Raw genomic sequence first — 24,234 nt, forward strand, 5'->3', positions numbered from 1 at the left:
GGTAATTTCGGGAACCTTACAGGCCCATGTCCTTCGCGATGATCGACTTCATGATCTCGCTGGTGCCGCCGTAGATGCGGTTCACGCGGTTGTCCGCGTACAGGCGGGCGATCGGGTACTCGTTCATGAACCCGTAGCCGCCGTGCAGCTGGAGGCAGCGGTCGATCACGCGGTGCGCGACCTCGGTGCAGAACAGCTTGGCGCTGGCGGCCTCGGCCGGGGTCAGCTCACCGGCGTCGAGCGCCTCGAGGGCGCGGTCGGCGACGGCCTCCGCCGCGTCCACCTCGGCCTGGCAGGCGGCCAGTTCGAACTTGGTGTTCTGGAAGGAGGCGACGGTCTTGCCGAAGACGGTGCGGTCCTGGACGTACTCCTTGGCGAACCGGACGGCCGCCTTGGCCTGGGCGTAGGCGCCGAAGGCGATGCCCCAGCGCTCGGACGCCAGGTTGTGGCCGAGGTAGTAGAAGCCCTTGTTCTCCTCGCCGAGCAGGTCCTCGACGGGCACCTTGACGTCGACGAACGCCAGCTCGGCGGTGTCGGAGGTCTTCAGCCCGAGCTTGTCGAGCTTCCGGCCGACCGAGTAGCCCTCGGACTTGGTGTCCACGGCGAAGAGGGAGATACCGAAGCGGCGGTCCTCGGCGGTGGGCGCGGAGGTGCGGGCGCAGACGATGACGCGGTCGGCGTGGACGCCACCCGTGATGAAGGTCTTGGCGCCGTTGAGGACGTAGTGCGTGCCGTCCTCGCTGAGCTTGGCGGTGGTCTTCATACCGGCGAGGTCGGACCCCGTCCCCGGCTCGGTCATGGCCAGCGCCCACATCTCCTCACCGGAGACGAACTTCGGCAGGAACCGCTTCTTCTGCTCGTCGGTGGCGAGCATCTTGATGTACGGCAGACCGAGCAGCACGTGCACACCGGAGCCGCCGAACTGCACACCCGCGCGGGCCGTCTCCTCGTACATCACGGCCTCGAACTTGTACGAGTCGATGCCGGCGCCGCCGAACTCCTCGTCCACGCGGATACCGAAGACGCCCAGCTCGGCCAGCTTGTAGTAGAAGTCGCGCGGCGCCTGACCAGCCGCGAACCACTCGTCGTAGACCGGCACGACCTCGGCCTCGATGAAGGCGCGAAGGGTCTCCCGGAACGCCTCGTGATCCTCGTTGAACACCGTACGGCGCACGCCGTCCTCCTCCACCCGGTACATGTCTAAGCGCTTGCTCATTCAAGGTACCGGCGAGTAGGACACGGCGTCCAGGGTGGGCTGGGGGTAACGCTCGTCACGCCGGGGGCGGAGGGGCGGCACGCGCAGGGGCCGGACCCACACGGACGGATCCGACCCCGTCGGCTACGGCCGTGAGGACTGGGGCGCTCTAATCGACCTCGAACAGTTCCGACGCCCGACTCACCTGCACGGCCCGCTGCGACCACACCTTGAGCTGCTCCAGATCGGTACACGCCTCCACACGCCGACGCACCGACTCGGGCACCTCGATCCCTCGCCAACGCAGAAGGTCCAGAACCGTCTCGGCACGGTCCTCGACACGTCCCTGCTCGCGGATCTCCTCGGCGAGCGGGTGCCGGTAGAAGTACTGCATCGTCGTCATCAAGTCCCTCCACATCTGCTTGACCTGGGGATCTGCCAGGCATGAGTCGACCAACTGCGCGAAGGCCGCTGCAGTGTCCGGTTCCACTTTTTGCAGGGCGGCTACCAGGGATTCCAGTATGGCGGGCGCCTGCGGACCCCGACCATGCGTCATGGCCGAAAGCACCGCAAGGGACGGATTCGCCACGGCCTCATCCACGTCCGCGATGAGCGGAACGTTGTCCGGTCCCAGCACGAGGGGGCGCACGGTGAGCGAAGGACACCCGCCCATCCCGAGGTGAATGGGTTGCGCCGCCCAGCGGGCCGTGGCGCTGCTCTGCGTGACGACGATGAGCACCGGCTGCCAGCTGTACTTCTCATACAGATAGCTGAGGTAGTACGGCCAACTGCCGAGCTTCTTCTTGTCGGGCTGCCCCTGCGACTCCACGATCAGGAGGTACGTGCCCTCGTCGGTCTCCGCCCGCAGCAGCGTGTCCACCCGCCGCTCGACCGGCTCGATCTCAGTGAGGTCGACGTTCATGGCGGCGAAGTCGTGGGGCTTCGGGAAGGGGACGCGTAACACGTCCTGCAAAGCATCGGTGAGCAGTGCAGGGTCCTTCTGGAAGATCCGGTGCATCGCCTCGTGCGACGAGCTGACCATCGGCTCTCCTTTCTTTCGGATGTGATCAACGAGCTATGCGGCAGCCAGGTCACACCAGATGAATTTGCCGCGATTGCCGTACCGGGACTGCGGCTGCCAGCCCCACAGGTCGGAGCAGGCCCGGACGAGGGCGAGACCGCGCCCCTCCTCCTGGTCGGCGATGCGATCCAACTGCCCTGGTGGCTCGGGAGGTTGGGGGTCCCCGTCCCACGCGCCGATCCGCAGGACGCCGGCCGACCAGCACACCCGCAGGTCAACGGGGCCCTTGGTGTGGCGCACGGCATTGCCGACCAGCTCCGTGGCCAGGAGTTCGGCGACGTCGACGAGGCCGATCAGGCCGTGCATGGTCAGGATCAGGCGCAGGGTGCGGCGGCTGATGGTGACGGCTCGGGGGTCGTTGGGGATGGAGAGGACGTACTGCCAGGGTTCGGGGTCGTTTTCGGGCATGGGTGAGCTCCGGTCGGCGAGAGGGGAGTTGAGGGGCGGGCCGGTGGCAGTGCCGCAGCCGTCGTGGCAGGACGGAGTGGTGCGCTTCCGGACGCCGGCGGTTCCGCAGCGTGTGCGGAGCAGCACTGACGGTAGTTCCTAAATTTAGGAACTCGCAACCCGTTGCCGTATTCTGACCCCCGAACGGGGCACGTCTGCCAGGCAGTTGAAACCAGGAGGTGCGGGTGCCACCGAAGAGGCATCTCACAGCTCGCAGAGTGCGCCTGGGTGCTGAGCTGCGCAAACTGCGCGAAGCAACCGGCATGAAAGCCCGGGAGGCCGCAGCCCTGCTTTGCGCAGACTCGGTTCAGATAAGTCAGATCGAGTCCGGCGTCGCCGGCGTGAGCCCAGAACGCGTACGCCGTCTCGCGGCCCACTACGCCTGCACGGACGAGGCGTTGATCGAAGCGCTGGTGGTCATGGCTACCGATCGCACCCGAGGCTGGTGGGAGGAGTACCGCGGGGTGCTACCCCCGGTATTCCTGGACACCGCCGAAGTGGAGCACCATGCGACGTTCCTGCGCGAGGTGGTGATCACCCACATTCCCGGGCTGCTCCAGACCGCCGACTACGCCCGCGCCGTCTACTCGTTCATGGTTCCCGGGCTGCCGAAGAGTGAGCTGAACCCTCGCGTGGAGCACCGGATGAAGCGGAGGGCGGCCATCGAAGGCGACACCCCCACCCCGTACGAGACGATCGTCCATGAATTCGCCCTGCGCATCCGGGTGTCCGATCGCAGCGTGGCACTGGCTCAACTCCGGCAAATCCTGGACCAGATCGAGCAGGGGAACGCGACCGTACGTGTCATCCCAACCGACCAGGACGGCTTCGCCGGTGCCGGAGCTTCAATGATGTACGCGGGCGGTCCGGTACCGGCACTGGACACGGGGCTCCGAGACGCCCCCACCGGCACCGCGTTCATCGACGCGGAACCCCAACTGAAGCAGCTTCGAACGCTCTTCCATAGGGTGGAGAAGGCGGCGCTGAGCCCAACGGCGTCCCGGGACCTCATCCACCGCGTGACGAAGGAACTGTGAGGCGCACGATGACTCAAGCCTTGCGCTGGCAGAAGTCAACCCTCTCCGACGGGGGAGATGGCAACACCTGCGTCGAACTCGCCGCCTCCCCCTCCGGCATCCACCTCCGCGAAAGCGACACCCCCACCACCCACCTCACCACCACCCCCACCCCCCTCGCCCACCTCCTCGCAGGCATACGCACCGGGGCCGTCACCCCACCCCCGTCCTGACGACCTGATGCCGTTGGCGAATGCCCGGCCTCACTCCACCTCCGCCGCCCCGAACGCCCCCCGCGCCATCCGGTGCAGCAGCTCCGCCGTAGCCGCGCGCCCCGGCAGGGACCCCGGCCGCCCCAGGTGCGGGGTCGAGTTCAGCAGGCCGAAGACCGAGTGCACCGCCGAGCGGGCCGTCGGCTCGGTCAGGCCGGGGTAGACCTTGCGCACCACCTCCACCCACAGCTCGACGTACTGCCGCTGCAGCTGCCGTACGAGCTTGCGGTCGCTGTCGCGGAGGCGGTCCAGCTCGCGGTCGTGCAGGGTGATGAGGGGGCGGTCGTCGAGGGCGAAGTCGATGTGGCCCTCGATGAGGGAGTCGAGGAGCGCGTCGGGGTTGCCGTCCGCCTCGGCGACCCTGCGCTTTCCGCCGGTCAGGAGCTGGCCGCTGATGCCGACGAGCAGCTCCGCGAGCATCGCGTCCTTGCCCGCGAAGTGCCGGTAGAGGCCGGGGCCGCTGATGCCCACCGCGGCGCCTATCTCGTCGACTCCGACCCCGTGGAAGCCGCGCTCGGCGAAGAGCCGGGCCGCTTCCTTGAGGATCTGCTCACGGCGGGTGGGGGCGTCGGTTCTGGTGGCCATGAAACCAATTCTAGACAGGGAGGTTAGCGGTCGTTAACCTGGAGGAAATGCGTTAACGCTCATTAACAAGGTGAGGGGACCGCAGGATGCAACAGGCACCGGAGCTCCACAGCGCGGCGGACCCCGCGTCGGAGGCCTGGCGGGCCAACGAGGCGGCACAGCTGGCGCTCGTCGAGGAGCTGCGCGGCAAGCTCGCCGCCGCCCGGCTCGGCGGCGGCGAGAAGGCCCGCGCACGACACCGCGCACGCGGCAAGCTGCTGCCCCGCGACCGGGTCGACGCCCTCCTCGACCCCGGCTCGCCCTTCCTGGAGCTGGCCCCGCTCGCGGCCGACGGGATGTACGACGGACAGGCCCCGGCTGCCGGTGTCATCGCCGGGATCGGGCGGGTCGGCGGGCGCGAGTGCGTGATCGTCGCCAATGACGCCACGGTGAAGGGGGGCACGTACTACCCGATCACCGTGAAGAAGCATCTGCGGGCACAGGAAGTCGCCCTGGAGAACCGGCTGCCCTGCCTCTATCTCGTCGACTCCGGCGGCGCCTTCCTCCCCATGCAGGACGAGGTCTTCCCCGACCGTGAGCACTTCGGGCGGATCTTCTACAACCAGGCCCGGATGTCCGCGGCCCGCATCCCGCAGATCGCGGCCGTGCTGGGGTCGTGCACGGCCGGTGGGGCTTACGTCCCCGCGATGAGCGACGAAGCCGTGATCGTCCGCAATCAGGGCACCATCTTTCTCGGCGGGCCCCCGCTCGTGAAGGCCGCCACCGGCGAGGTCGTCACCGCGGAGGAGCTCGGCGGCGGCGAGGTCCACGCGCGCGTGTCCGGCGTGACCGACCACCTCGCGGAGGACGACGCGCACGCGCTGCGGATCGTGCGCAACATCGTCGCCACGCTTCCCGCACGCGGGCCGCTGCCCTGGGATGTGGTGCCCGCCGTGGAACCGAAGGTCGACCCGTACGGGCTGTACGGCGCCGTGCCCGCCGACCCCCGCACTCCGTACGACGTCCGCGAGATCGTCGCGCGCGTCACCGACGGCTCCCGCTTCTCCGAGTTCAAATCCGAGTTCGGGCAGACCCTGGTCACCGGCTTCGCCCGGATCCACGGCCACCCGGTCGGCATCGTCGCCAACAACGGCATCCTGTTCTCCGAGTCCGCCCAGAAGGGCGCCCACTTCATCGAGCTGTGCGACCAGCGCGGGATCCCGCTGGTGTTCCTGCAGAACATCTCCGGGTTCATGGTCGGCCGGGACTACGAGGCCGGGGGCATCGCCAAGCACGGCGCCAAGATGGTGACGGCGGTCGCCACCACGCGCGTGCCGAAGCTGACGGTCGTGGTCGGCGGGTCGTACGGCGCGGGCAACTACTCGATGTGCGGCCGGGCCTACTCCCCCCGCTTCCTGTGGATGTGGCCCGGCGCCAAGATTTCAGTGATGGGCGGCGAACAGGCCGCCTCCGTCCTCGCCACCGTCAAGCGGGACCAGCTGGAGGCCCGCGGCGAGTCCTGGCCCGAGGACGAGGAAGAGGACTTCAAAGCGCCGATCCGTGCGCAGTACGAGCGTCAGGGGAACGCTTACTACGCCACCGCCCGGCTCTGGGACGACGGCGTCATCGACCCGCTGGACACCCGTCAGGTGCTGGGCCTGGCCCTGACCGCGTGCGCCAACGCGCCCCTGGGTGACCCCCAGTTCGGCGTCTTCCGGATGTGAGGGACCTTACGACCATGTCCGACACGACCATGCCCGACACGATCATGTTCGACACCGTGCTTGTGGCCAACCGGGGCGAGATCGCCGTCCGGGTCATCCGCACGCTGCGCACGCTGGGCGTCCGCTCGGTCGCCGTCTTCTCCGACGCTGACGCCGACGCCCGGCACGTCCGGGAGGCCGACACGGCGGTACGGATCGGTCCCGCCCCGGCGGCACAGAGCTATCTGTCCGTGGAGCGCATCCTGGAGGCGGCAGCCCGCACGGGTGCCCAGGCGGTCCACCCCGGGTACGGCTTCCTCGCCGAGAACACCGCGTTCGCGCGCGCGTGCGCCGAGGCGGGCCTGGCCTTCATCGGGCCGCCCGCCGAGGCGATCTCCCTCATGGGCGACAAGATCCGGGCCAAGGAGACGGTGCAGGCGGCCGGGGTGCCGGTGGTGCCCGGCGGACGCGACCCCGAAATCGCCGATGCCGCCCGCGAGTTGGGCGCTCCCGTGCTGCTGAAGCCCAGCGCCGGCGGTGGCGGCAAGGGCATGCGCCTGGTGCGGGACCTCGCCGTGCTGGACGAGGAGATCGCGGCGGCCCGGCGCGAGGCCGCGGCCTCCTTCGGCGACGACACGCTCCTCGTCGAGCGGTGGATCGACCGGCCCCGGCACATCGAGATCCAGGTCCTGGCGGACGCCCACGGGAACGTGATCCACCTGGGCGAACGCGAGTGCTCCCTCCAGCGCCGCCACCAGAAGATCATCGAGGAGGCGCCTTCGGTCCTGCTCGACGAGGCCACGCGCGCGTCCATGGGCGAGGCGGCGGTCCAGGCGGCGCGTTCGTGCGGATACGTCGGCGCGGGCACGGTCGAGTTCATCGTCCCGGGCGTCGATCCGTCGTCGTACTACTTCATGGAGATGAACACCCGCCTCCAGGTGGAGCACCCGGTGACCGAGCTGATCACAGGCCTGGACCTGGTGGAGTGGCAGCTGCGGGTGGCGGCGGGTGAGCAGCTGCCGTTCACGCAGGACGAGATCCGGCTGACGGGGCACGCGGTCGAGGCCCGCGTCTGCGCCGAGGACCCCTCGCGCGGGTTCCTCCCGTCGGGTGGCACGGTGCTGCAACTGCGCGAGCCCCAGGGTGACGGCGTCCGCACCGACTCCGGGCTCAGCGAGGGCACCGAGGTCGGCAGCCTGTACGACCCGATGCTGTCCAAGGTGATCGCGTACGGCTCCGACCGCGGGACCGCGCTCAGGAAGCTCCGGGCCGCCCTCGGGGAGACGGTGACGCTGGGCGTGCAGACGAACGCGGGGTTCCTGCGACGGCTGCTGGCCCATCCGGCGGTCATGGCGGGCGAGTTGGACACGGGGCTGGTCGAGCGGGAGGTGGACGGGCTCGTACTCGACGAAGTGCCCGCGGAGGTCTACGCGGCAGCGGCGCTGCTGCGTCAGGCGGCGCTCGCGCCGGCCGGCGGCACCGGCTGGGCCGACCCGTTCGGCGCCGCGGACGGATGGCGGCTGGGCGGCGAGCGGGCCTGGACGGCACACCACCTGCGCGTGCCGGGCCACGAGCCGGTGACCGTGCGCGTACGCAGCACACCGGACGGCGGGACCGAGCTGCTGCTGGACGCTGCGGACGAGCCTCTCCGGGGATCCGCGGGCCCGCTGCCCGGGCCCGGAGGCCGGTTCACCTGCCGGCTCGACGGCATCGCCCACACCTTCGCCGCCCTGCCGGACGGCACCTGGATCGGCCGCGACGGCGACGCCTGGCACGTCCGTGACCACGACCCGGTCGCCGCCTCGCTCACCCGGGCCGCGCACTCCGGTGCCGACTCGCTCACCGCGCCGATGCCGGGGACGGTCACGGTCGTGAAGGTGGCCGTCGGTGACGAGGTGGCCGCCGGTCAGAGTCTGCTGGTCGTGGAGGCGATGAAGATGGAGCACGTCATCTCCGCCCCGCACGCCGGCACGGTCGCCGAGCTGGATGTGGCGCCGGGCACGACGGTCGCCATGGACCAGGTACTGGCGGTCGTCGCACCGCACGAGGAGGCGGAGGAATGACGGTTCAGGGACTCCCCATGGTCGTACCCGCCCAGGGTCTGCCCGCGCGGGTGCGGATCCACGAGGTCGGCGCGCGCGACGGACTGCAGAACGAGAAGTCGACCGTGCCGACCGAGATCAAGGCGGAGTTCATCCGCCGGCTGGCCGACTCGGGCCTGACGACGATCGAGGCAACCAGCTTCGTCCACCCCAAGTGGGTGCCTCAACTCGCGGACGCGGAAGAGCTGTTCCCGGCCGTGAGCGGGCTGCCGGTCGCGCTCCCGGTGCTCGTGCCGAACGAACGCGGGCTGGACCGGGCGCTGTCCCTCGGCGCCACCCGCGTCGCCGTCTTCGCCAGCGCCACCGAGACCTTCGCCAAGGCCAACCTCAACCGGACGCTCGACGAGGCGCTGGCCATGTTCGAGCCGGTGGTCTTGCGGGCGAAGGCCGAGCAGGTCCACGTACGCGGCTATCTGTCGATGTGCTTCGGCGACCCGTGGGAGGGCCCGGTCCCCGTCCACCAGGTCGCGCACGTCGCCAGAACCCTGCTGGACATGGGCTGCGACGAGCTGAGCCTCGGCGACACGATCGGCGTGGCGACCCCGGGCCATGTCCTCGAACTGCTCAGGGCACTCAATGAACAGCACGTCCCGACCAGCGCCTTGGGCGTGCACTTCCACGACACGTACGGCCAGGCGCTGGCCAACACCCTGGCCGCGCTGCAGCACGGCGTCACCACCGTCGACGCCTCGGCGGGCGGCCTCGGCGGCTGCCCGTACGCCAAGTCCGCCACCGGCAACCTCGCCACCGAAGACCTCGTGTGGATGCTCCAAGGACTCGGCATCGACACCGGAGTAGACCTCGGCCGTCTCGTCGCCACCAGCGTCTGGATGGCCGCCCACCTGGGCCGACCCAGCCCGTCCCGCGCCGTCCGCGCACTCGGTACCACACCACAGCCCCACAAGGAGCAGTGATCTGCCATGGACCACCGTCTGTCCCCCGAACTCGAAGAACTCCGGCGTACGGTCGAGCAGTTCGCACACGACGTGGTCGCCCCCAAGATCGGCGAGTTCTACGAGCACCATGAATTCCCGTACGAGATCATCCGCGAGATGGGCCGCATGGGCCTGTTCGGGCTGCCGTTCCCGGAGGAGTACGGCGGTATGGGCGGCGACTATCTGGCGCTGGGCATCGCCCTGGAGGAACTCGCCCGCGTGGACTCCTCGGTGGCCATCACCCTGGAGGCCGGCGTCTCGCTCGGCGCGATGCCGATCCACCTCTTCGGCACCGAGGAGCAGAAGCGCGAGTGGCTCCCCCGCCTGTGCACCGGCGAGATCCTCGGCGCCTTCGGCCTGACCGAACCGGACGGCGGCAGCGACGCGGGCGCGACGCGGACGACGGCCCGGCTGGACGCCGAGACGGACGAATGGGTGATCAACGGCACGAAGTGCTTCATCACCAACTCCGGTACGGACATCACGGGTCTGGTGACGGTCACGGCGGTGACGGGCCGCAAGCCGGACGGCAGGCCGCTGATCTCCGCGATCATCGTCCCGTCGGGAACCCCGGGCTTCACCGTCGCCCCGCCCTACTCGAAGGTCGGCTGGAACGCCTCCGACACCCGCGAGCTGTCCTTCTCCGACGTCCGGGTTCCGGCGGCGAACCTGCTGGGTGAACAGGGCCGGGGCTACGCCCAGTTCCTGCACATCCTCGACGAGGGCCGTGTCGCCATCGCGGCCCTGGCGACGGGCCTGGCCCAGGGCTGTGTGGACGAGTCACTGAAGTACGCGAAGGAACGGCACGCGTTCGGCCGCCCGATCGGCGCCAACCAGGCGATCCAGTTCAAGATCGCCGACATGGAGATGAAGGCCCACACATCCCGACTGGCCTGGCGTGACGCGGCCTCCCGCCTGGTCGCCGGGGAACCCTTCAAGAAGGAGGCGGCCCTGGCCAAGCTCTACTCGTCGACGATCGCGGTGGACAACGCCCGCGAGGCGACCCAGATCCACGGCGGCTACGGCTTCATGAACGAATACCCGGTGGCCCGCATGTGGCGCGACTCGAAGATCCTGGAAATCGGTGAGGGCACCAGCGAGGTCCAACGGATGCTGATCGCACGGGAGTTGGGGCTGACCACCTGAAACCGCAGGTCACAGGGTGCGCACAGGCTTCGGACCGGGGGGCGACCCACCCCTGGACAAGTGGTGAGGTTAGGCTAACCTACGTTCGAACTTGTCCGGCGGGCGCTTCGCCCCGTTCGAAAGCAGTCACACCATGTCCAACGCCAGAGCCACCCACTTCACCCGCCGTGGCATCCTCGCCGCCGGTGGCGCCCTCGGCCTCGGTGCCGCGCTCGCGGCCTGCGGAGACGACGACGCGAAGAGCGGTGGCTCTGAGTCGACGGCCTCCGCGAAGGCTACCGGCCCCTGGTCGTTCAAGGACGACCGCGGTACGACCGTGAAGCTGGACGAAGTCCCCACGAAGATCGTCGCCTTCACCGGTGTCGCCGCCGCCCTCTACGACTACGGCATCGAGGTCAAGGGCGTCTTCGGCCCGACCAAGACCAAGTCCGGCAAGGCGGATGTGCAGGCCGGCGACATGGACGTCAGCAAGCTGACGGTCTTCGGCAACGTCTGGGACGCGTTCAACGTCGAGCAGTACGCCGCCTTCCAGCCCGACGTCCTCATCTCCACGACCTTCGACAGCGCCGGCACCCTCTGGTACGTCCCCGAGGCGTCCAAGGACAAGATCGCCAAGCTCGCGCCGAGCGCCGCCATCTCGGTCTACGACCGGCAGCTGACCAAGCCGCTGGCGCGCATGTGGGAGCTGGCCGAGTCGCTCGGCGCCGACATGACGGCCGACAAGGTCGTCCAGTCCAAGAAGAAGTTCGAGGACGCGGCCGCCCGGCTGCGGGCCGCGGCCAAGTCGAAGCCCGACATCAAGGTGCTGGCCGGCTCCGCGAGCGCGGACCTCTTCTACGTGTCCGGCACCAACTTCTCCATCGACCTGGAGTACTTCAAGGCTCTCGGCGTGAACTTCGTCGAGCCCCCGGAGAAGGCGAAGGAGGCGACCGGTGGTTGGTTCGAGAGCCTCAGCTGGGAGAACGTCGACAAGTACGGGGCGGACGTCATCATGATGGACGACCGGTCTTCGACGATTCAGCCGGCGGACATCGCTGAGGGCACGTGGAAGCAGTTGCCGGCGGTGAAGGCGGGGCAGGTCATTGCTCGGTCGCCGGAGCCGATTCTGTCGTATGACAAGTGCACGCCGCTTCTTGAGAACCTTGCGGAGGCTCTTGAGAAGGCGAAGAAGGTCAGCTGATCAGGGGTGGTTGAGCTTGGTGGGGTGACTGCGGGCCCGCTGTGGCTGGTCGCGCAGTTCCCCGCGCCCCTGGGTCAGTTCCCCTGACGCCCATTCAGGAGTTACCCCCATGTCTACCGCCGTCGTCGCCCCCTTCCGGTTCTTCTCCCTCCACGTCGTACGGACTCAGCGGCTCGGGCCCTCTCTGGTCCGGGTCACCTTTGCCGGGGACGAGTTGCGGGACTTTCACTCCGACGGGTGTGACCAGTCGCTGTCGTTGTTCATCCCCGCCGAGGGCCAGACCGAGCCCCGCGTCCCCGCCGAGCTCGGCGACGGCTGGTGGCAGGCGTGGCGCGAACAGCCCGACGACGTGCGGGCCGTGATGCGGTCGTACTCACTCCGGTCTCTGCGCCGGAACCCCGACGAGATCGACATCGACTTCGTGCTGCACGAGCCTGCCGGACCTGCCTCCCGGTGGGCCTCGCGGGCCGCCGCCGGGGACAAGGTGCAGCTGCTCGGACCAGCGATCGCCGACAACCGGGCCATTCGGTTCCGGCCGCCCGCCGACACCGACCTCGTGGTGATCTGGGGCGACGAGACCGCCGTACCGGCCGTCTCCGCCATCGTCGAGTCGCTGCCGGCCGGTACCCGTGCCCGGGTCTGGCTGGAGGTGCACCATGCCGGTGACATCCAGGACCTGGTGACGGAGGCGGACGCCGAGATCACCTGGCTGGTCCGGGAGAACGCCCTCGATGCGATCCGCGCCGCCGAACTCCCCGCCGCCGAGCGCCCGTACGTCTGGATCGCCGGTGAGTCCGGCTGTGTGAAGGAGCTGCGCCGGCATTTCGTCGGTGAACGCGGGATCGACCGGCGCCGGGTGACGTTCGTCGGCTACTGGCGGCACGGCATGACCGAGGAACAGCTGCGCGCAGCCGAATAGTCGCCACCGGGACCGAAGTGATCACGGTCACGGGCGAGGCCGCCCTTAGCCTGCGTTACTTAGGTTAGGCTAACCTAAGTTGACGCCCCATCGGAGGACACCCCACATGCGCTCGCACCTGCTCAATGACACGACCGCGGAGCGGTATCGCAGCTCCGTGACCGAGGGAATCGAGCGGGTGGCGGCCAAACTCGCCACCACCGACCGTCCGTTCACCGGCATCACGGTCGACGCCCTCGCCCCCCGTATCGACGCGATCGACCTCGACCGGCCGCTGCACGACACCGCCGCGGTCCTCGACGAACTGGAGGACGTCTACCTCCGGGACGCGATCTACTTCCACCACCCCCGCTACCTCGCCCACCTCAACTGCCCGGTCGTCATCCCGGCCGTGGTCGGCGAGGCGGTCCTCTCCGCCGTCAACTCCTCCCTGGACACCTGGGACCAGTCGGCCGGCGGCACCCTCATCGAGCGCAAGCTCATCGACTGGACCACGGCCCGTATCGGCCTCGGCCCGGCCTCCGACGGGGTGTTCACCTCCGGAGGCACGCAGTCCAACCTCCAGGCGCTGCTGCTGGCCCGCGAGGAAGCGAAGTCCGACTCCTTCGCCAAGCTGCGGATCTTCGCCTCCGACGTCAGCCACTTCAGCGTGAAGAAGTCCGCGAAGCTGCTCGGCCTGAGCCCCGACTCCGTCGTCTCGATCCCCGTCGACCACGACAAGCGCATGCAGACCGTGGCACTCGCCCATCAGCTGGAGCGCTGCAAGAAGGACGGCCTGGTCCCCATGGCCGTCGTCGCCACCGCCGGCACCACCGACTTCGGCTCCATCGACCCGCTGCCCGAGATCGCCGAGCTGTGCGAGCAGTACGGCACCTGGATGCACGTCGACGCCGCGTACGGCTGCGGACTCCTCGCCTCGATCAAGTACCGCGACCGCATCGACGGCATCGAGCGCGCCGACTCCGTCACCGTCGACTACCACAAGTCCTTCTTCCAGCCGGTGAGTTCATCGGCCGTGCTGGTCCGCGACGCCGCCACCCTGCAGCACGCCACCTACCACGCGGAGTACCTCAACCCGCGCCGGATGGTGCAGGAGCGCATACCCAACCAGGTCGACAAGTCCCTGCAGACCACCCGCCGCTTCGACGCGCTCAAGCTGTGGATGACGCTGCGGACGATGGGCGCCGACGGGATCGGCCAGCTCTTCGACGAGGTTTGCGACCTGGCCGTCGAGGGCTGGCAGCTGCTCGCCGCCGACCCGCGCTTCGACGTGGTCGTTCAGCCGTCGCTCTCCACCCTCGTCTTCCGCTACATCCCGGCCGCCGTCACCGACCCCGCCGAGATCGACCGGGCCAACCTGTACGCCCGCAAGGCCCTGTTCGCCTCCGGTGACGCGGTGGTCGCGGGCACCAAGGTCGGCGGCCGCCACTACCTGAAGTTCACCCTGCTCAACCCCGAGACACAGGCATCCGACATCGCCGCCGTCCTCGATCTGATCGCCGGCCACGCCGAGCAGTACCTGGGAGAGACCGTTGTCCGCGCTTCCTGAAGCCTCTGCAAAGACCCTCGACTTCGTCGGGATAGGCCTCGGCCCCTTCAATCTCGGCCTGGCCTGCCTGACCGAGCCCATCGACGAACTCGACGGGATCTTCCTGGAGTCGAAGCCCAACTTCGAGTGGCACGCGGGCATGTTCCTGGACGGCGCCCACCTCCAGACCCCGTTCATGTCGGACCTGGTCACCCTCGCCGACCCGACGTCGCCGTACTCCTTCCTCAACTACCTCAAAGAACAGGGCCGGTTGTACTCGTTCTACATCCGCGAGAACTTCTATCCCCTGCGCGTCGAGTACGACGACTACTGCCGCTGGGCCGCCGGCAAACTCAGCAGCGTCCGCTTCGGCACGACGGTGACGGAAGTGACGTACGAGGACGATCTTTACGTCGTGAAGACAGCGGCCGGCGACACCTTCCGCGCCCGCCACCTGGTCCTCGGCACCGGCACCTCGCCGTACTACCCCGAGGCGGTGCGCGAACTGGGCGGCGACTTCTTCCACAACTCCCGCTACATGCAGAACAAGGCGGAGCTGCAGAAGAAGGACTCGATCACACTCGTCGGCTCCGGCCAGTCCGCCGCGGAGATCTACTACGACCTCCTCAGCGAGATCGACGTCCACGGCTACCGGCTGAACTGGGTGACCCGCTCCCCGCGCTTCTTCCCGCTGGAGTACACCAAGCTCACGTTGGAGATGACGTCGCCGGAGTACGTCGACTACTTCCACGCGCTGCCGGAACAGACCCGCTACCGCCTCACGAGCGAGCAGAAGGGCCTGTTCAAGGGCATCGACGGCGACCTGATCAACGAGATCTTCGACCTGCTCTACCAGAAGAACCTCGGCGGCCCGGTGCCCACACGCCTGCTCACCAACTCCTCGCTGAACAGCGCACGGTACGAGAACGGCACGTACACGCTGGGCCTGCGCCAGGAGGAGCAGCAGAAGGAGTACGAGATCGAGACCCAGGGCCTGGTCCTGGCCACCGGCTACCACTACGCCGAGCCGGAGTTCCTGAAGCCCGTGCGCGACCGGCTGGTCTACGACTCGCAGGGCAACTTCGACGTCGCCCGCAACTACTCGATCGACACGACCGGCCGCGGCGTCTTCCTGCAGAACGCCGGCGTCCACACCCACAGCATCACCAGCCCCGACCTGGGCATGGCCGCGTACCGCAACAGCTACATCATCCGCGAGCTGCTCGGCAGCGAGTACTACCCGGTCGAGAAGACCATCGCGTTCCAGGAGTTCGCCGTATGAGCCCCATGACGAGCCCCCTCACCTTCACCTTCCGCCCGCTCGACCCCCTGACCGACGCCGAGCTGCTGCACACCTGGGTCACGCACCCCAAGGCGGCCTACTGGATGATGCAGGACGCGAAGTTGCAGGACGTCGAGCGTGCCTACATGGAGATCGCGGCCGACGAACACCATCACGCCCTGCTCGGACTGCGCGACGGCGAACCCGCCTTCCTCATGGAGTACTACGACCCCGCACACCGTGAACTGGTCGGCCTGTACGACCCGCAGCCCGGCGACGTCGGCATGCACTTCCTCGTGCCGGCCACCCACCGGCCCGTGCACGGCTACACCAAGGCCGTCATCACCGCCGTGATGGCCCACCTCTTCGAAGACCCGCGCACCGCCCGCGTCGTCGTCGAGCCGGACATCGCCAACAAGGCCGTCCACGCCCTGAACGAAGCCGTCGGGTTCGTCCCCGAGCGGGAGATACAGAAGCCGGAGAAGAAGGCGTTGCTGAGTTTCTGCATCCGCGACCACTTCGAGAAGGCGGTGCACGGATGACCCTCGCCGACGCCACGGCCCACCTCTCCCCCGAGCGCTGGGAGCGGGCCAACCGCCTCCTCGTCCGCAAGGCGCTCGCCGAGTTCGCGCACGAGCGGCTGATCACCCCCGAGAAGGACGGTGACCGGTACGTCGTCCGCAGCGACGACGGCCTGACCCGGTACACCTTCACGGCAGTCGTCCGCGCCCTCGACCACTGGCAGGTCGACGCCGACTCGATCTCCCGCCGCCGCGACGGCGCCGAACTCCCCCTCGCCGCCCTCGACTTCTTCATCGAGCTGAAGACATCACTCGGCCTGAGCGACGAGGTCCTGCCGGTCTACCTGGAGGAGATCTCCTCCACCCTCTCCGGCACCTGCTACAAGCTCGCCAAGCCGCAGGTCACGTCGGCGGAGCTGGCCCGGAGCGACTTCCAGGCCATCGAGACCGGCATGACCGAGGGCCACCCCTGCTTCGTCGCCAACAACGGCCGGCTCGGCTTCGGCATCCACGAGTACCTCTCGTACGCCCCCGAGACCGCCAGCCCGGTCCGCCTGGTCTGGCTCGCGGCCCACCGCTCACGCGCCGCGTTCACGGCCGGTGTCGGCATCGAGTACGAGTCCTTCGTACGGCAGGAGCTCGGCGAGGACACCGTCGCGCGCTTCTACGACGTCCTGCGCGACCAGCACCTCGACCCCGCCGACTATCTCCTCATCCCCGTCCACCCCTGGCAGTGGTGGAACAAGCTGACGGTGACCTTCGCCGCCGAGGTCGCCCAGAAGCACCTGGTCTGCCTCGGCGAGGGCGACGACGAGTACCTGGCCCAGCAATCGATCCGCACCTTCTTCAACAGCACCAGCCCTGAGAAGCACTACGTCAAAACAGCGCTCTCGGTCCTCAACATGGGCTTCATGCGCGGACTCTCGGCCGCCTACATGGAGGCCACCCCCGCCATCAACGACTGGCTCGCCCAGCTCATCGACAACGACCCGGTCCTCAAGTCCACCGGCCTGTCGATCATCCGCGAACGCGCCGCCGTCGGCTACCGGCACCTGGAGTACGAGAAGGCGACGGACCGCTACTCGCCGTACCGCAAAATGCTCGCGGCCCTGTGGCGCGAAAGCCCGGTCGCGTCCCTCCAGGACGGCGAGTCCCTGGCCACCATGGCCGCCCTCGTCCACGTCGACCACGAGGGCACGTCCTTCGCGGGCGCCCTGATCGAGCAGTCCGGCCTGACGCCGACGGAGTGGCTGCGCCGCTACCTGCGGGCGTACTTCACCCCGCTCCTCCACAGCTTCTACGCCTACGACCTGGTGTTCATGCCGCACGGCGAGAACGTCATCCTCGTCCTCAAGGACGGCGTAGTGGAACGCGCGATCTACAAGGACATCGCCGAGGAGATCGCCGTGATGGACCCGGAGGCGGTCCTGCCGCCGACGGTCGAGCGGCTCCGCGTGGAGGTCCCGGAGGACAAGAAACTCCTCTCCATCTTCACGGACGTCTTCGACTGCTTCTTCCGCTTCCTCGCCGCGAACCTGGCAGCCGAGGGAATCCTGGACGAGGCCGCCTTCTGGCGCACGGTCGCCGAAGTCACCCGCGACTACCAGCACTCGGTGCCCGAACTCGCCGACAAATTCAAGCAGTACGACATGTTCGCCCCCGAGTTCGCCCTCTCCTGCCTCAACCGCCTCCAACTCCGCAACAACAAGCAGATGGTGGACCTGGCGGACCCGGCGGGCGCACTCCAGCTGATCGGAAACCTGAAGAACCCGATCGCAGGGCTGTAGAGCCCCAACAGGCAGGCGGGCCCCCGGAGTACGGTCCTCCGGGGGCCCGTCGCTGTTTCCGGCGCGGGGAGGGCGCCCCTTTAGGGGCGCGGGGAACTGCGCGACCAGCCCCCACCGCCCCGCAGCCGAATCACGACACCGATTCCCACGGAACCTGCGGAGACCGGTAGTACCCAATCCCCATCGCATCCCACCGCAGGCCCTGCGCAGCAAGCCGCACCCTGTAGTCACCCCAGTCATGCGTGGAGGCCGGCGACCACCCCAACTCAGCCACCCCCGCCAACCGCGGAAACGCCATGTACTCGATATCCGCGGACTTGCTGATCGTCTCGCTCCACAGCGGCGCCTCAACACCCCGAACAGCCGACGCAGGCACCCCCGCGAGATACTCCCCGGGATCCCAGTCATACGCCCGCTGCACCTCGACATACCCCGCCCACGACAACCCCAGCGGAGTATTCGCGTCGTACTTCATGTCGAGGTAGATCCGGTCGGCCGGCGAGAGGACAATCCCGGTCCCGCCGCGCGCCGCCGCAGCGACCTGCGCCTTCTCCTCCGCACTGGTGGAGTCGAGCCCCCAGTACTGAGCAAGCGCCCCCTTCACCGGAGTGGCCCCGGTCAGCTGATGCCAACCCACCACCGTCTTCCCGTACTTCGCGACGATCGGCTGCACCCGATCCATGAACTTCACGAAATCCTCATGGCTGGTGGAATGCGCCTCATCCCCACCGATGTGCAGATACCGCCCCGGCGTGATCGCCGCCAACTCCCGCACCACGTCGTCCACGAAGTCGTACGTGACCTCCTTGTCCACGCACAGCGAGCTGAAGCCGACCTCCGTGCCGGTGTAGAGCGGCGGAGCCACCCCGTCGCAGTTCAGCTCGGCGTACGAGGCCAGCGCGGCGTTCGTGTGGCCGGGCATGTCTATCTCGGGGACGACCTCCAGATGGCGGGAGCCCGCGTACCGGACGATCTCCTTGTAGTCGGCCTTGGTGTAGTAGCCGCCGGGGCCACCGCCGACCTGCGTGGAGCCGCCGTACGTCGTCAGCCGCGGCCAGGAGTCGATGGCGATGCGCCAGCCCTGGTCGTCGCTGAGGTGCAGATGCAGCTTGTTCATCTTGTACAGGGCGAGCTGGTCGATGTAGCGCTTGACCTGGTCGACGGTGAAGAAGTGCCGGGAGACGTCGAGCATGGCGCCGCGCCAGCCGTACCGCGGGGTGTCCTTGATCGTGCCGCCGGCGATCAGCCACGGCCCGGGCTGCACGGAGTCCTTCTCGACGGCGGCGGGGAGGAGCTGACGCAGGGTCTGGACGCCGTGGAAGAGCCCGGAGGGCCCCGCCGCCGTGATGGTGACGCCCTTGCTCCCGCTGTCCAGGCGGTAGCCCTCCGCACCGAAGGAGCCCTTGCCGAGCCGGAGTTGGATGCCTCCGGAGCCGGACGTCGTGACCGGCAGTCGATAACCGGTCGAGGGACGCAGGACGTCCGCCAGATACTCGCCGACCCGGCGTGCCTCGCGCGAGCCGTCGACACGGATACGGGTGGAGTCGGTGATGCGGTACGGCGATCCGCCCGCGTCGACCGAGGTGGGGGCCGGGATCACCCGGTCCAGCGGCGTCGCGGCGGCCCGCGGGGCCGGTGCCGCGCCGCCGGCGAAGGCGCCGGCCGCCGTCACCAGCAGCAGCGAACCGAGGAGCCGGAACATACGGGGAGTCGTTCTGTGGTGCCGTCTCACATGCGCTCCCTTCACAATTGGTAGAGACCACTCTCTCGCAGAAGCGATGAAACAATCCCTCCCATGGCGGAAATCATCCAGAAGGACGGCACCTGGGCCTTCGACGGCGACGCCCTGCGACTGACCCCAGGACGGGACAAGAACGTCAGCCTGCTCCGCAAGACCCTGGGTGAACTGGTCGTCCCCCTGGGCGCGTTGGCGGGCATCTCCTTCGAGCAGGGCAGGAAGTCCGGGCGGCTCAGGCTCCGGCTGCGCGACGGCGCCGACCCGCTGCTGCACGCCACCGGCGGACGGCTGTCCGAACCCCACGACCCCTACCAACTGATCGTCGACGCCGACCGCTACGGCGTCGCCGAGTACTTCACGGACGAGGTCCGCAACGCCCTGCTCCTGGACGAGGTGCCGTCCGACCCCGTCTCCGAGTATCTGCTGCCGGGCCCCGCGGTCCCGCTGTCGGTCTCCGCCGGCGACGGCACCGCCACCTTCGACGGCGAGCGCATCCGCCTGGAGTGGAACTGGAAGACCGAGGACGCCAAGGCCGCCGCCGGCACCCGCACGCTCACCCTGTCCGACCTGACCGCCGTCGAATGGCACCCGGCGGCCGGCCTGGAGAACGGCTATCTCCGCTTCACCGTGAAGAACGCCCCCACCAAGGCCCCGCCCAAGTACGACCCCAACTCCGTCGAGCTGTGGGGCTTCAAGAAGGACCCGCTGATGGCCCTGGTCGCGGCGGCGGTCCAGGCCAGACTTCCGCATCCGGCCCAGGCCGCCGCCGTCGACGTACACGACGCACGACCGGAAGTGCCCTCTCCTCCGGTGGCCTCCGCCGAGGACGACCATGACGCCCTCCTGCGCCGGCTGCGCGAACTCGGCGAGCTGCACCGGTCGGGCGTGCTGACGGACGAGGAGTTCACCGTGGCCAAGCAGGCGATCCTCAAGCGGATGTGAGCGGCGTGCGGGGCTACTTCGCCCTGCGCGCCACCGTGAAGTGGTCGATCCGGTCACCGGTCTCGGCGATGCCCGACACCTTCAGCCTGGCGTAGTGGCCGCGCGGAGCGGGCTCGACGTCCACGCGCAAGAAGGAGTAGTCGAGGTAACGCACCCGGGACCAGGCGACGGTCTCATCGACCTTGCCGTCCTTGGTGTTGACGAACGAGGCCACGGAGTCGACCTCGTGCGGGTGCCCCTCGTAGGAGTCCGGCGCGCTGAACGCGTACAGGCTGCGGCCCGCCGCGCCCGCCGTCACATAGACGACGCCCTCGGTCTCGGGGTAGGCCGTGTCGCCGATGGCGAGCTTCTTGGCGACCTTGTTGCCCTTGATGACGTCGGTGCGCTCGTACTGGTGGTTGTGGCCGTTGATGACCAGGTCCACCGTGTACTTCTCGAACAGCGGCACCCACTCCTGGCGCACGCCTCCCTCCGAGGCGTGCGAGGTGGACGTGCAGTAGGCGCAGTGGTGGAAGAACACGACGATGAAGTCGATGTCGTGCGCGGCCCGGTACTTCTTCAGCTGCGCCTCGAACCACGTGGTCTGGGTGCCGCCGGAGAGGCCGAGGTTGGCGGGGATCTCGTACGACACGTCGTTCGGGTCGAGCGAGATGACCGCGGTGTTGCCGTAGACGAAGGAGTACACGCCCGGCAGGTTCGCCTTGTCGGGCCCGTTGTCGGGGAGCGTGAAGCGGGCCTCCTCGCCGCCGTAGCCGTTGGGCGAGTACCAGGCTTCCATGTCGTGGTTGCCGTAACTCACCATCCACGGCACGGACTTGGCGACCGACTCGGTCTGGGCGAGGAACTGGTCCCACACCCGCGAGTCGAAGCCGGTGTCGGCACTCTTGCCCGCGCCGGCCGGGTCGGCGTAGGCGATGTCGCCGGCGTGCAGATGGAAGACCGGGTCCTGGCCGAGGATCAGGCTGTCGTTGGCGAGGCCGTGGTAGCTGACGCCCTGGTCGCCGAAGGCGGTGAAGGTGAACGGCTTCTTGTGGCCGGGGCCGGTGGTGAAGGTGCCCAGGGTGCCGAGCAGATGCGGCTCGGCCGGGTCGAAGCCGTCGTGACCGACGCCGTAGTAGTACGTGCTGCCGGGGCGCAGATGGGTCAGCTTGGCGTGCACGTAGTACTGGGTGTGGTCGGCGCTGACGCCGACGCCGGCCGGGGTGTGGAGGGTGCGCACCTCGGCGTCGATCTTGCGGGAGAGGTCCCAGGGGCGGGCGCCGATCCGGATGAACGGCTTCCTGACGGCGACCGGGACCTGCCAGGAGACGGTCATCTCGGTGCGCGCGTCGTTGCCGTAGGCCAGGTGGCGGCCGAAGGGGGCGACGAGCGCGCCGTCGACGGTCTCGGTGCTCGTCCGCTGCGTCGGCACCGCGGCCTGGGCGGTGGCACCGGGTACGAACGCGCCACCCGCGACGGCGCCCAGCGTGACGGCGCCGCCTCTGATCATCGTGCGCCGTGAGAAGCGCGTGCGCAGGTACTCGTGCTGCTCGGCCATGCTCATGCGCTCGGCCAGCCGCTCCGGTACTCCCATGCGAGGAATGTCCATGGTGACTGAAACTCGTCCCCTTGGGCAACGAGCCGAGTGCTCCCGGATGGACAGCTCGCGAACAGGTGTCCATGACGGATTCAACGTTCTCCCAAAGAGATTCAACTGGCCAATGCCCGATATCGGGCAGGATTCTTGCGAAAGAGCCGCCGGTACCCCAGGATCTACCGGGTGCACGACGAACTCGTAGATCATCTGACGCGCTCCACGCCCCTCAGCCGGGGCGAGGCGCTGCGCGTGATCCAGGACGTGCTCGCCTACTTCGACGAGACGACCGAGGACTACGTCCGTCGCCGCCACCGTGAGCTGCAGGCCCAGGGCCTGGTGAACGCGGAGATCTTCGAACGGATCGAGGCGGACCTCACATACAGGGCGGTCGCACCCCCGGAGCTCACCCTCCGGCAGCTGCGCCGCATCGTCTACGGCTAGGAATACCTCTACATGTGCGGAATTGTCGGATACATCGGTAAGCGTGACGTCGCCCCCCTGCTCCTGGAGGGCCTCCAGCGTCTGGAGTACCGCGGCTACGACTCGGCCGGCATCGTCGTGACCACCCCCAAGTCCTCAGGCCTGAAGATGGTCAAGGCCAAGGGCCGGGTCCGCGACCTGGAAGCCAAGGTGCCGGCCCGCTTCAAGGGCACCACCGGCATCGCCCACACCCGCTGGGCCACCCACGGCGCCCCCTCCGACGTCAACGCCCACCCGCACCTGGACGCCGAGGGCAAGGTCGCCGTCGTCCACAACGGCATCATCGACAACGCCTCCGACCTGCGCCGCAAACTGGAGGCCGACGGCGTCGAGTTCCTCTCCGAGACCGACACCGAGGTCCTCGTCCACCTCATCGCCCGCTCGCAGGCGGAGAAGCTCGAGGACAAGGTCCGCGACACCCTCCGCGTCATCGAGGGCACCTACGGCATCGCCGTCCTGCACGCCGACTTCCCCGACCGCATCGTCGTCGCCCGCAACGGCTCCCCGGTCGTCCTCGGCATCGGTGAGAAGGAGATGTTCGTCGCGTCGGACATCGCGGCCCTGGTCACCCACACCCGGCAGATAGTGACGCTGGACGACGGCGAGATGGCCACCCTCAAGGCCGACGACTTCCGCACGTACACGACGGAGGGCACGCGTACGACGGCGGAGCCCACCACCGTCGAATGGGAAGCCGCCTCCTACGACATGGGCGGCCACGACACCTACATGCACAAGGAGATCCACGAGCAGGCCGACGCCGTGGACCGCGTCCTGCGCGGCCGCATCGACGACCGCTTCTCCACCGTGCACCTCGGCGGCCTCAACCTGGACGCCCGCGAGGCCCGCCAGATCCGCCGCGTCAAGATCCTCGGCTGCGGCACCTCGTACCACGCCGGCATGATCGGCGCCCAGATGATCGAGGAGCTGGCCCGCATCCCCGCGGACGCCGAGCCCGCCTCCGAGTTCCGCTACCGCAACGCGGTCGTCGACCCCGACACCCTGTACATCGCGGTCTCCCAGTCCGGTGAGACGTACGACGTCCTGGCCGCCGTGCAGGAGCTGAAGCGCAAGGGCGCACGGGTGCTGGGCGTGGTGAACGTCGTCGGCTCGGCGATCGCCCGCGAGGCGGACGGCGGCATCTACGTGCACGCGGGCCCCGAGGTCTGCGTCGTCTCGACCAAGTGCTTCACCAACACGACGGTCGCCTTCGCGCTCCTCGCCCTGCACCTGGGCCGCACCCGCGACCTCTCGGTCCGCGACGGCAAGCGCATCATCGAGGGCCTGCGCAAACTCCCCGCCCAGATCGCCGAGATCATGGAGTACGAGGGCGAGATCGAGAAGCTGGCCCAGAGTTACGCCGAGGCCCGCTCGATGCTCTTCATCGGCCGCGTCCGCGGCTACCCGGTCGCCCGCGAGGCCTCCCTGAAGCTCAAGGAGGTCTCCTACATCCACGCGGAGGCCTACCCCGCCTCAGAGCTCAAGCACGGCCCCCTGGCCCTCATCGAGCCCGCCCTCCCCACGGTCGCCATCGTCCCCAACGACGACCTCCTGGAGAAGAACCGCGCCGCCATGGAAGAGATCAAGGCCCGCAGCGGCAAGATCCTCGCGGTGGCCCACCAGCACCAGGAGAAGGCCGACCAGACGCTCGTAGTCCCGAAGAACGAGGACGAGTTGGACCCGATCCTGATGGGCATCCCCCTCCAACTCCTCGCCTACCACACGGCATTGGCACTCGGCAGGGACATCGACAAGCCGAGGAACCTCGCCAAGTCAGTAACGGTGGAGTAGAGGCTTTTTGCTTTTAGGGGCGCGGGGAA

General features: G+C 68.6%; 21 protein-coding genes. 15 read left to right on the top strand and 6 right to left on the bottom strand.

From position 1 onward, the window contains the following. Nucleotides 1-16: 16 nt before the first annotated feature. The 3 genes from KCH48_RS23720 to KCH48_RS23730 all read right to left on the bottom strand — a co-directional run bounded on the left by KCH48_RS23720 (nucleotide 17) and on the right by KCH48_RS23730 (nucleotide 2,684). Complete coding sequence (locus KCH48_RS23720) at nucleotides 17-1,174, bottom strand: acyl-CoA dehydrogenase family protein (RefSeq protein ID WP_210576800.1); 1,158 nt, start codon at nucleotides 1,172-1,174, stop codon at nucleotides 17-19. Between the two features lie 190 nt (nucleotides 1,175-1,364). Further along, on the bottom strand, nucleotides 1,365-2,237 hold the full coding sequence (locus tag KCH48_RS23725; protein ID WP_210576713.1) for a hypothetical protein: 873 nt from the start codon (nucleotides 2,235-2,237) through the stop codon (nucleotides 1,365-1,367). Nucleotides 2,238-2,270: 33 nt separating this feature from the next. Then, a complete protein-coding gene (locus tag KCH48_RS23730) occupies nucleotides 2,271-2,684 on the bottom strand; it encodes an ATP-binding protein (RefSeq protein ID WP_210576714.1) in 414 nt (137 codons plus the stop codon). A gap of 224 nt (nucleotides 2,685-2,908) precedes the next feature. Here KCH48_RS23730 and KCH48_RS23735 point away from each other — a divergent pair, with 224 nt between their 5' ends. After that, nucleotides 2,909-3,760 carry a helix-turn-helix transcriptional regulator gene (locus tag KCH48_RS23735; RefSeq protein WP_210576715.1) on the top strand — a complete coding sequence of 284 codons (852 nt, stop codon included), beginning with the start codon at nucleotides 2,909-2,911 and terminating at the stop codon, nucleotides 3,758-3,760. An 8-nt stretch (nucleotides 3,761-3,768) separates the two neighbouring features. Further along, nucleotides 3,769-3,972, top strand: a complete 204-nt coding sequence (locus KCH48_RS23740; RefSeq protein ID WP_210576716.1) for a DUF397 domain-containing protein — start codon at nucleotides 3,769-3,771, stop codon at nucleotides 3,970-3,972. 30 nt (nucleotides 3,973-4,002) lie between these two features. Here KCH48_RS23740 and KCH48_RS23745 read toward each other — a convergent pair whose 3' ends face one another. After that, a complete protein-coding gene (locus KCH48_RS23745) occupies nucleotides 4,003-4,596 on the bottom strand; it encodes a TetR/AcrR family transcriptional regulator (RefSeq protein ID WP_210576717.1) in 594 nt (197 codons plus the stop codon). A gap of 86 nt (nucleotides 4,597-4,682) precedes the next feature. Here KCH48_RS23745 and KCH48_RS23750 point away from each other — a divergent pair, with 86 nt between their 5' ends. From KCH48_RS23750 to KCH48_RS23795, 10 genes are all read left to right on the top strand, one after another. Then, complete coding sequence (locus KCH48_RS23750; RefSeq protein WP_210576718.1) at nucleotides 4,683-6,299, top strand: carboxyl transferase domain-containing protein; 1,617 nt, start codon at nucleotides 4,683-4,685, stop codon at nucleotides 6,297-6,299. Between the two features lie 44 nt (nucleotides 6,300-6,343). Beyond that, nucleotides 6,344-8,341: a biotin carboxylase N-terminal domain-containing protein gene (locus KCH48_RS23755; RefSeq protein ID WP_210576801.1), complete on the top strand. Its 1,998-nt coding sequence runs from the start codon at nucleotides 6,344-6,346 to the stop codon at nucleotides 8,339-8,341. Continuing rightward, nucleotides 8,338-9,294 (top strand): hydroxymethylglutaryl-CoA lyase, encoded by a 957-nt coding sequence (locus KCH48_RS23760; protein ID WP_246885752.1) that lies wholly within the window; start codon nucleotides 8,338-8,340, stop codon nucleotides 9,292-9,294. Before KCH48_RS23755 ends, KCH48_RS23760 begins: the two co-directional genes overlap by 4 nt. A 6-nt stretch (nucleotides 9,295-9,300) precedes the next feature. After that, nucleotides 9,301-10,461: an acyl-CoA dehydrogenase family protein gene (locus tag KCH48_RS23765; protein ID WP_210576719.1), complete on the top strand. Its 1,161-nt coding sequence runs from the start codon at nucleotides 9,301-9,303 to the stop codon at nucleotides 10,459-10,461. A 133-nt stretch (nucleotides 10,462-10,594) separates the two neighbouring features. Next, nucleotides 10,595-11,641: an ABC transporter substrate-binding protein gene (locus KCH48_RS23770; RefSeq protein ID WP_210576720.1), complete on the top strand. Its 1,047-nt coding sequence runs from the start codon at nucleotides 10,595-10,597 to the stop codon at nucleotides 11,639-11,641. A gap of 109 nt (nucleotides 11,642-11,750) precedes the next feature. Continuing rightward, complete coding sequence (locus KCH48_RS23775; protein WP_210576721.1) at nucleotides 11,751-12,560, top strand: siderophore-interacting protein; 810 nt, start codon at nucleotides 11,751-11,753, stop codon at nucleotides 12,558-12,560. A 106-nt stretch (nucleotides 12,561-12,666) separates the two neighbouring features. Further along, nucleotides 12,667-14,109: a lysine decarboxylase DesA gene (gene desA, locus KCH48_RS23780; protein ID WP_210576722.1), complete on the top strand. Its 1,443-nt coding sequence runs from the start codon at nucleotides 12,667-12,669 to the stop codon at nucleotides 14,107-14,109. Then, nucleotides 14,093-15,370: a lysine N(6)-hydroxylase/L-ornithine N(5)-oxygenase family protein gene (locus tag KCH48_RS23785; RefSeq protein ID WP_210576723.1), complete on the top strand. Its 1,278-nt coding sequence runs from the start codon at nucleotides 14,093-14,095 to the stop codon at nucleotides 15,368-15,370. The genes desA and KCH48_RS23785 overlap by 17 nt, the downstream gene beginning before the upstream one ends. Before the next feature lie 5 nt (nucleotides 15,371-15,375). Next, nucleotides 15,376-15,912, top strand: coding sequence for a GNAT family N-acetyltransferase (locus tag KCH48_RS23790; RefSeq protein WP_210576803.1), 537 nt, complete (start codon nucleotides 15,376-15,378; stop codon nucleotides 15,910-15,912). Beyond that, nucleotides 15,909-17,678, top strand: coding sequence for an IucA/IucC family siderophore biosynthesis protein (locus KCH48_RS23795; RefSeq protein WP_210576724.1), 1,770 nt, complete (start codon nucleotides 15,909-15,911; stop codon nucleotides 17,676-17,678). Before KCH48_RS23790 ends, KCH48_RS23795 begins: the two co-directional genes overlap by 4 nt. Nucleotides 17,679-17,808: 130 nt before the next feature. Here the strand turns inward: KCH48_RS23795 and KCH48_RS23800 are convergent, their stop codons facing one another. After that, complete coding sequence (locus tag KCH48_RS23800) at nucleotides 17,809-19,380, bottom strand: beta-N-acetylhexosaminidase (protein WP_210576725.1); 1,572 nt, start codon at nucleotides 19,378-19,380, stop codon at nucleotides 17,809-17,811. Nucleotides 19,381-19,473: 93 nt separating this feature from the next. Here KCH48_RS23800 and KCH48_RS23805 point away from each other — a divergent pair, with 93 nt between their 5' ends. Further along, nucleotides 19,474-20,358, top strand: a complete 885-nt coding sequence (locus KCH48_RS23805) for a DUF4429 domain-containing protein (protein ID WP_210576726.1) — start codon at nucleotides 19,474-19,476, stop codon at nucleotides 20,356-20,358. Nucleotides 20,359-20,371: 13 nt separating this feature from the next. Here KCH48_RS23805 and KCH48_RS23810 read toward each other — a convergent pair whose 3' ends face one another. After that, nucleotides 20,372-21,931 (bottom strand): metallophosphoesterase family protein, encoded by a 1,560-nt coding sequence (locus tag KCH48_RS23810; RefSeq protein WP_210576727.1) that lies wholly within the window; start codon nucleotides 21,929-21,931, stop codon nucleotides 20,372-20,374. 186 nt (nucleotides 21,932-22,117) lie between these two features. On the opposite strand from KCH48_RS23810, the gene KCH48_RS23815 reads away from it, so the two are divergent. Then, nucleotides 22,118-22,375 carry a hypothetical protein gene (locus KCH48_RS23815; RefSeq protein ID WP_210576728.1) on the top strand — a complete coding sequence of 86 codons (258 nt, stop codon included), beginning with the start codon at nucleotides 22,118-22,120 and terminating at the stop codon, nucleotides 22,373-22,375. A 12-nt stretch (nucleotides 22,376-22,387) separates the two neighbouring features. Beyond that, nucleotides 22,388-24,205, top strand: a complete 1,818-nt coding sequence (gene glmS, locus KCH48_RS23820; protein WP_210576729.1) for a glutamine--fructose-6-phosphate transaminase (isomerizing) — start codon at nucleotides 22,388-22,390, stop codon at nucleotides 24,203-24,205. The last annotated feature ends 29 nt before the right edge of the window (nucleotides 24,206-24,234 follow it).

Origin of the sequence: Streptomyces sp. GESEQ-4 (assembly GCF_017948455.1) — a bacterium.
Classification (GTDB): domain Bacteria; phylum Actinomycetota; class Actinomycetes; order Streptomycetales; family Streptomycetaceae; genus Streptomyces.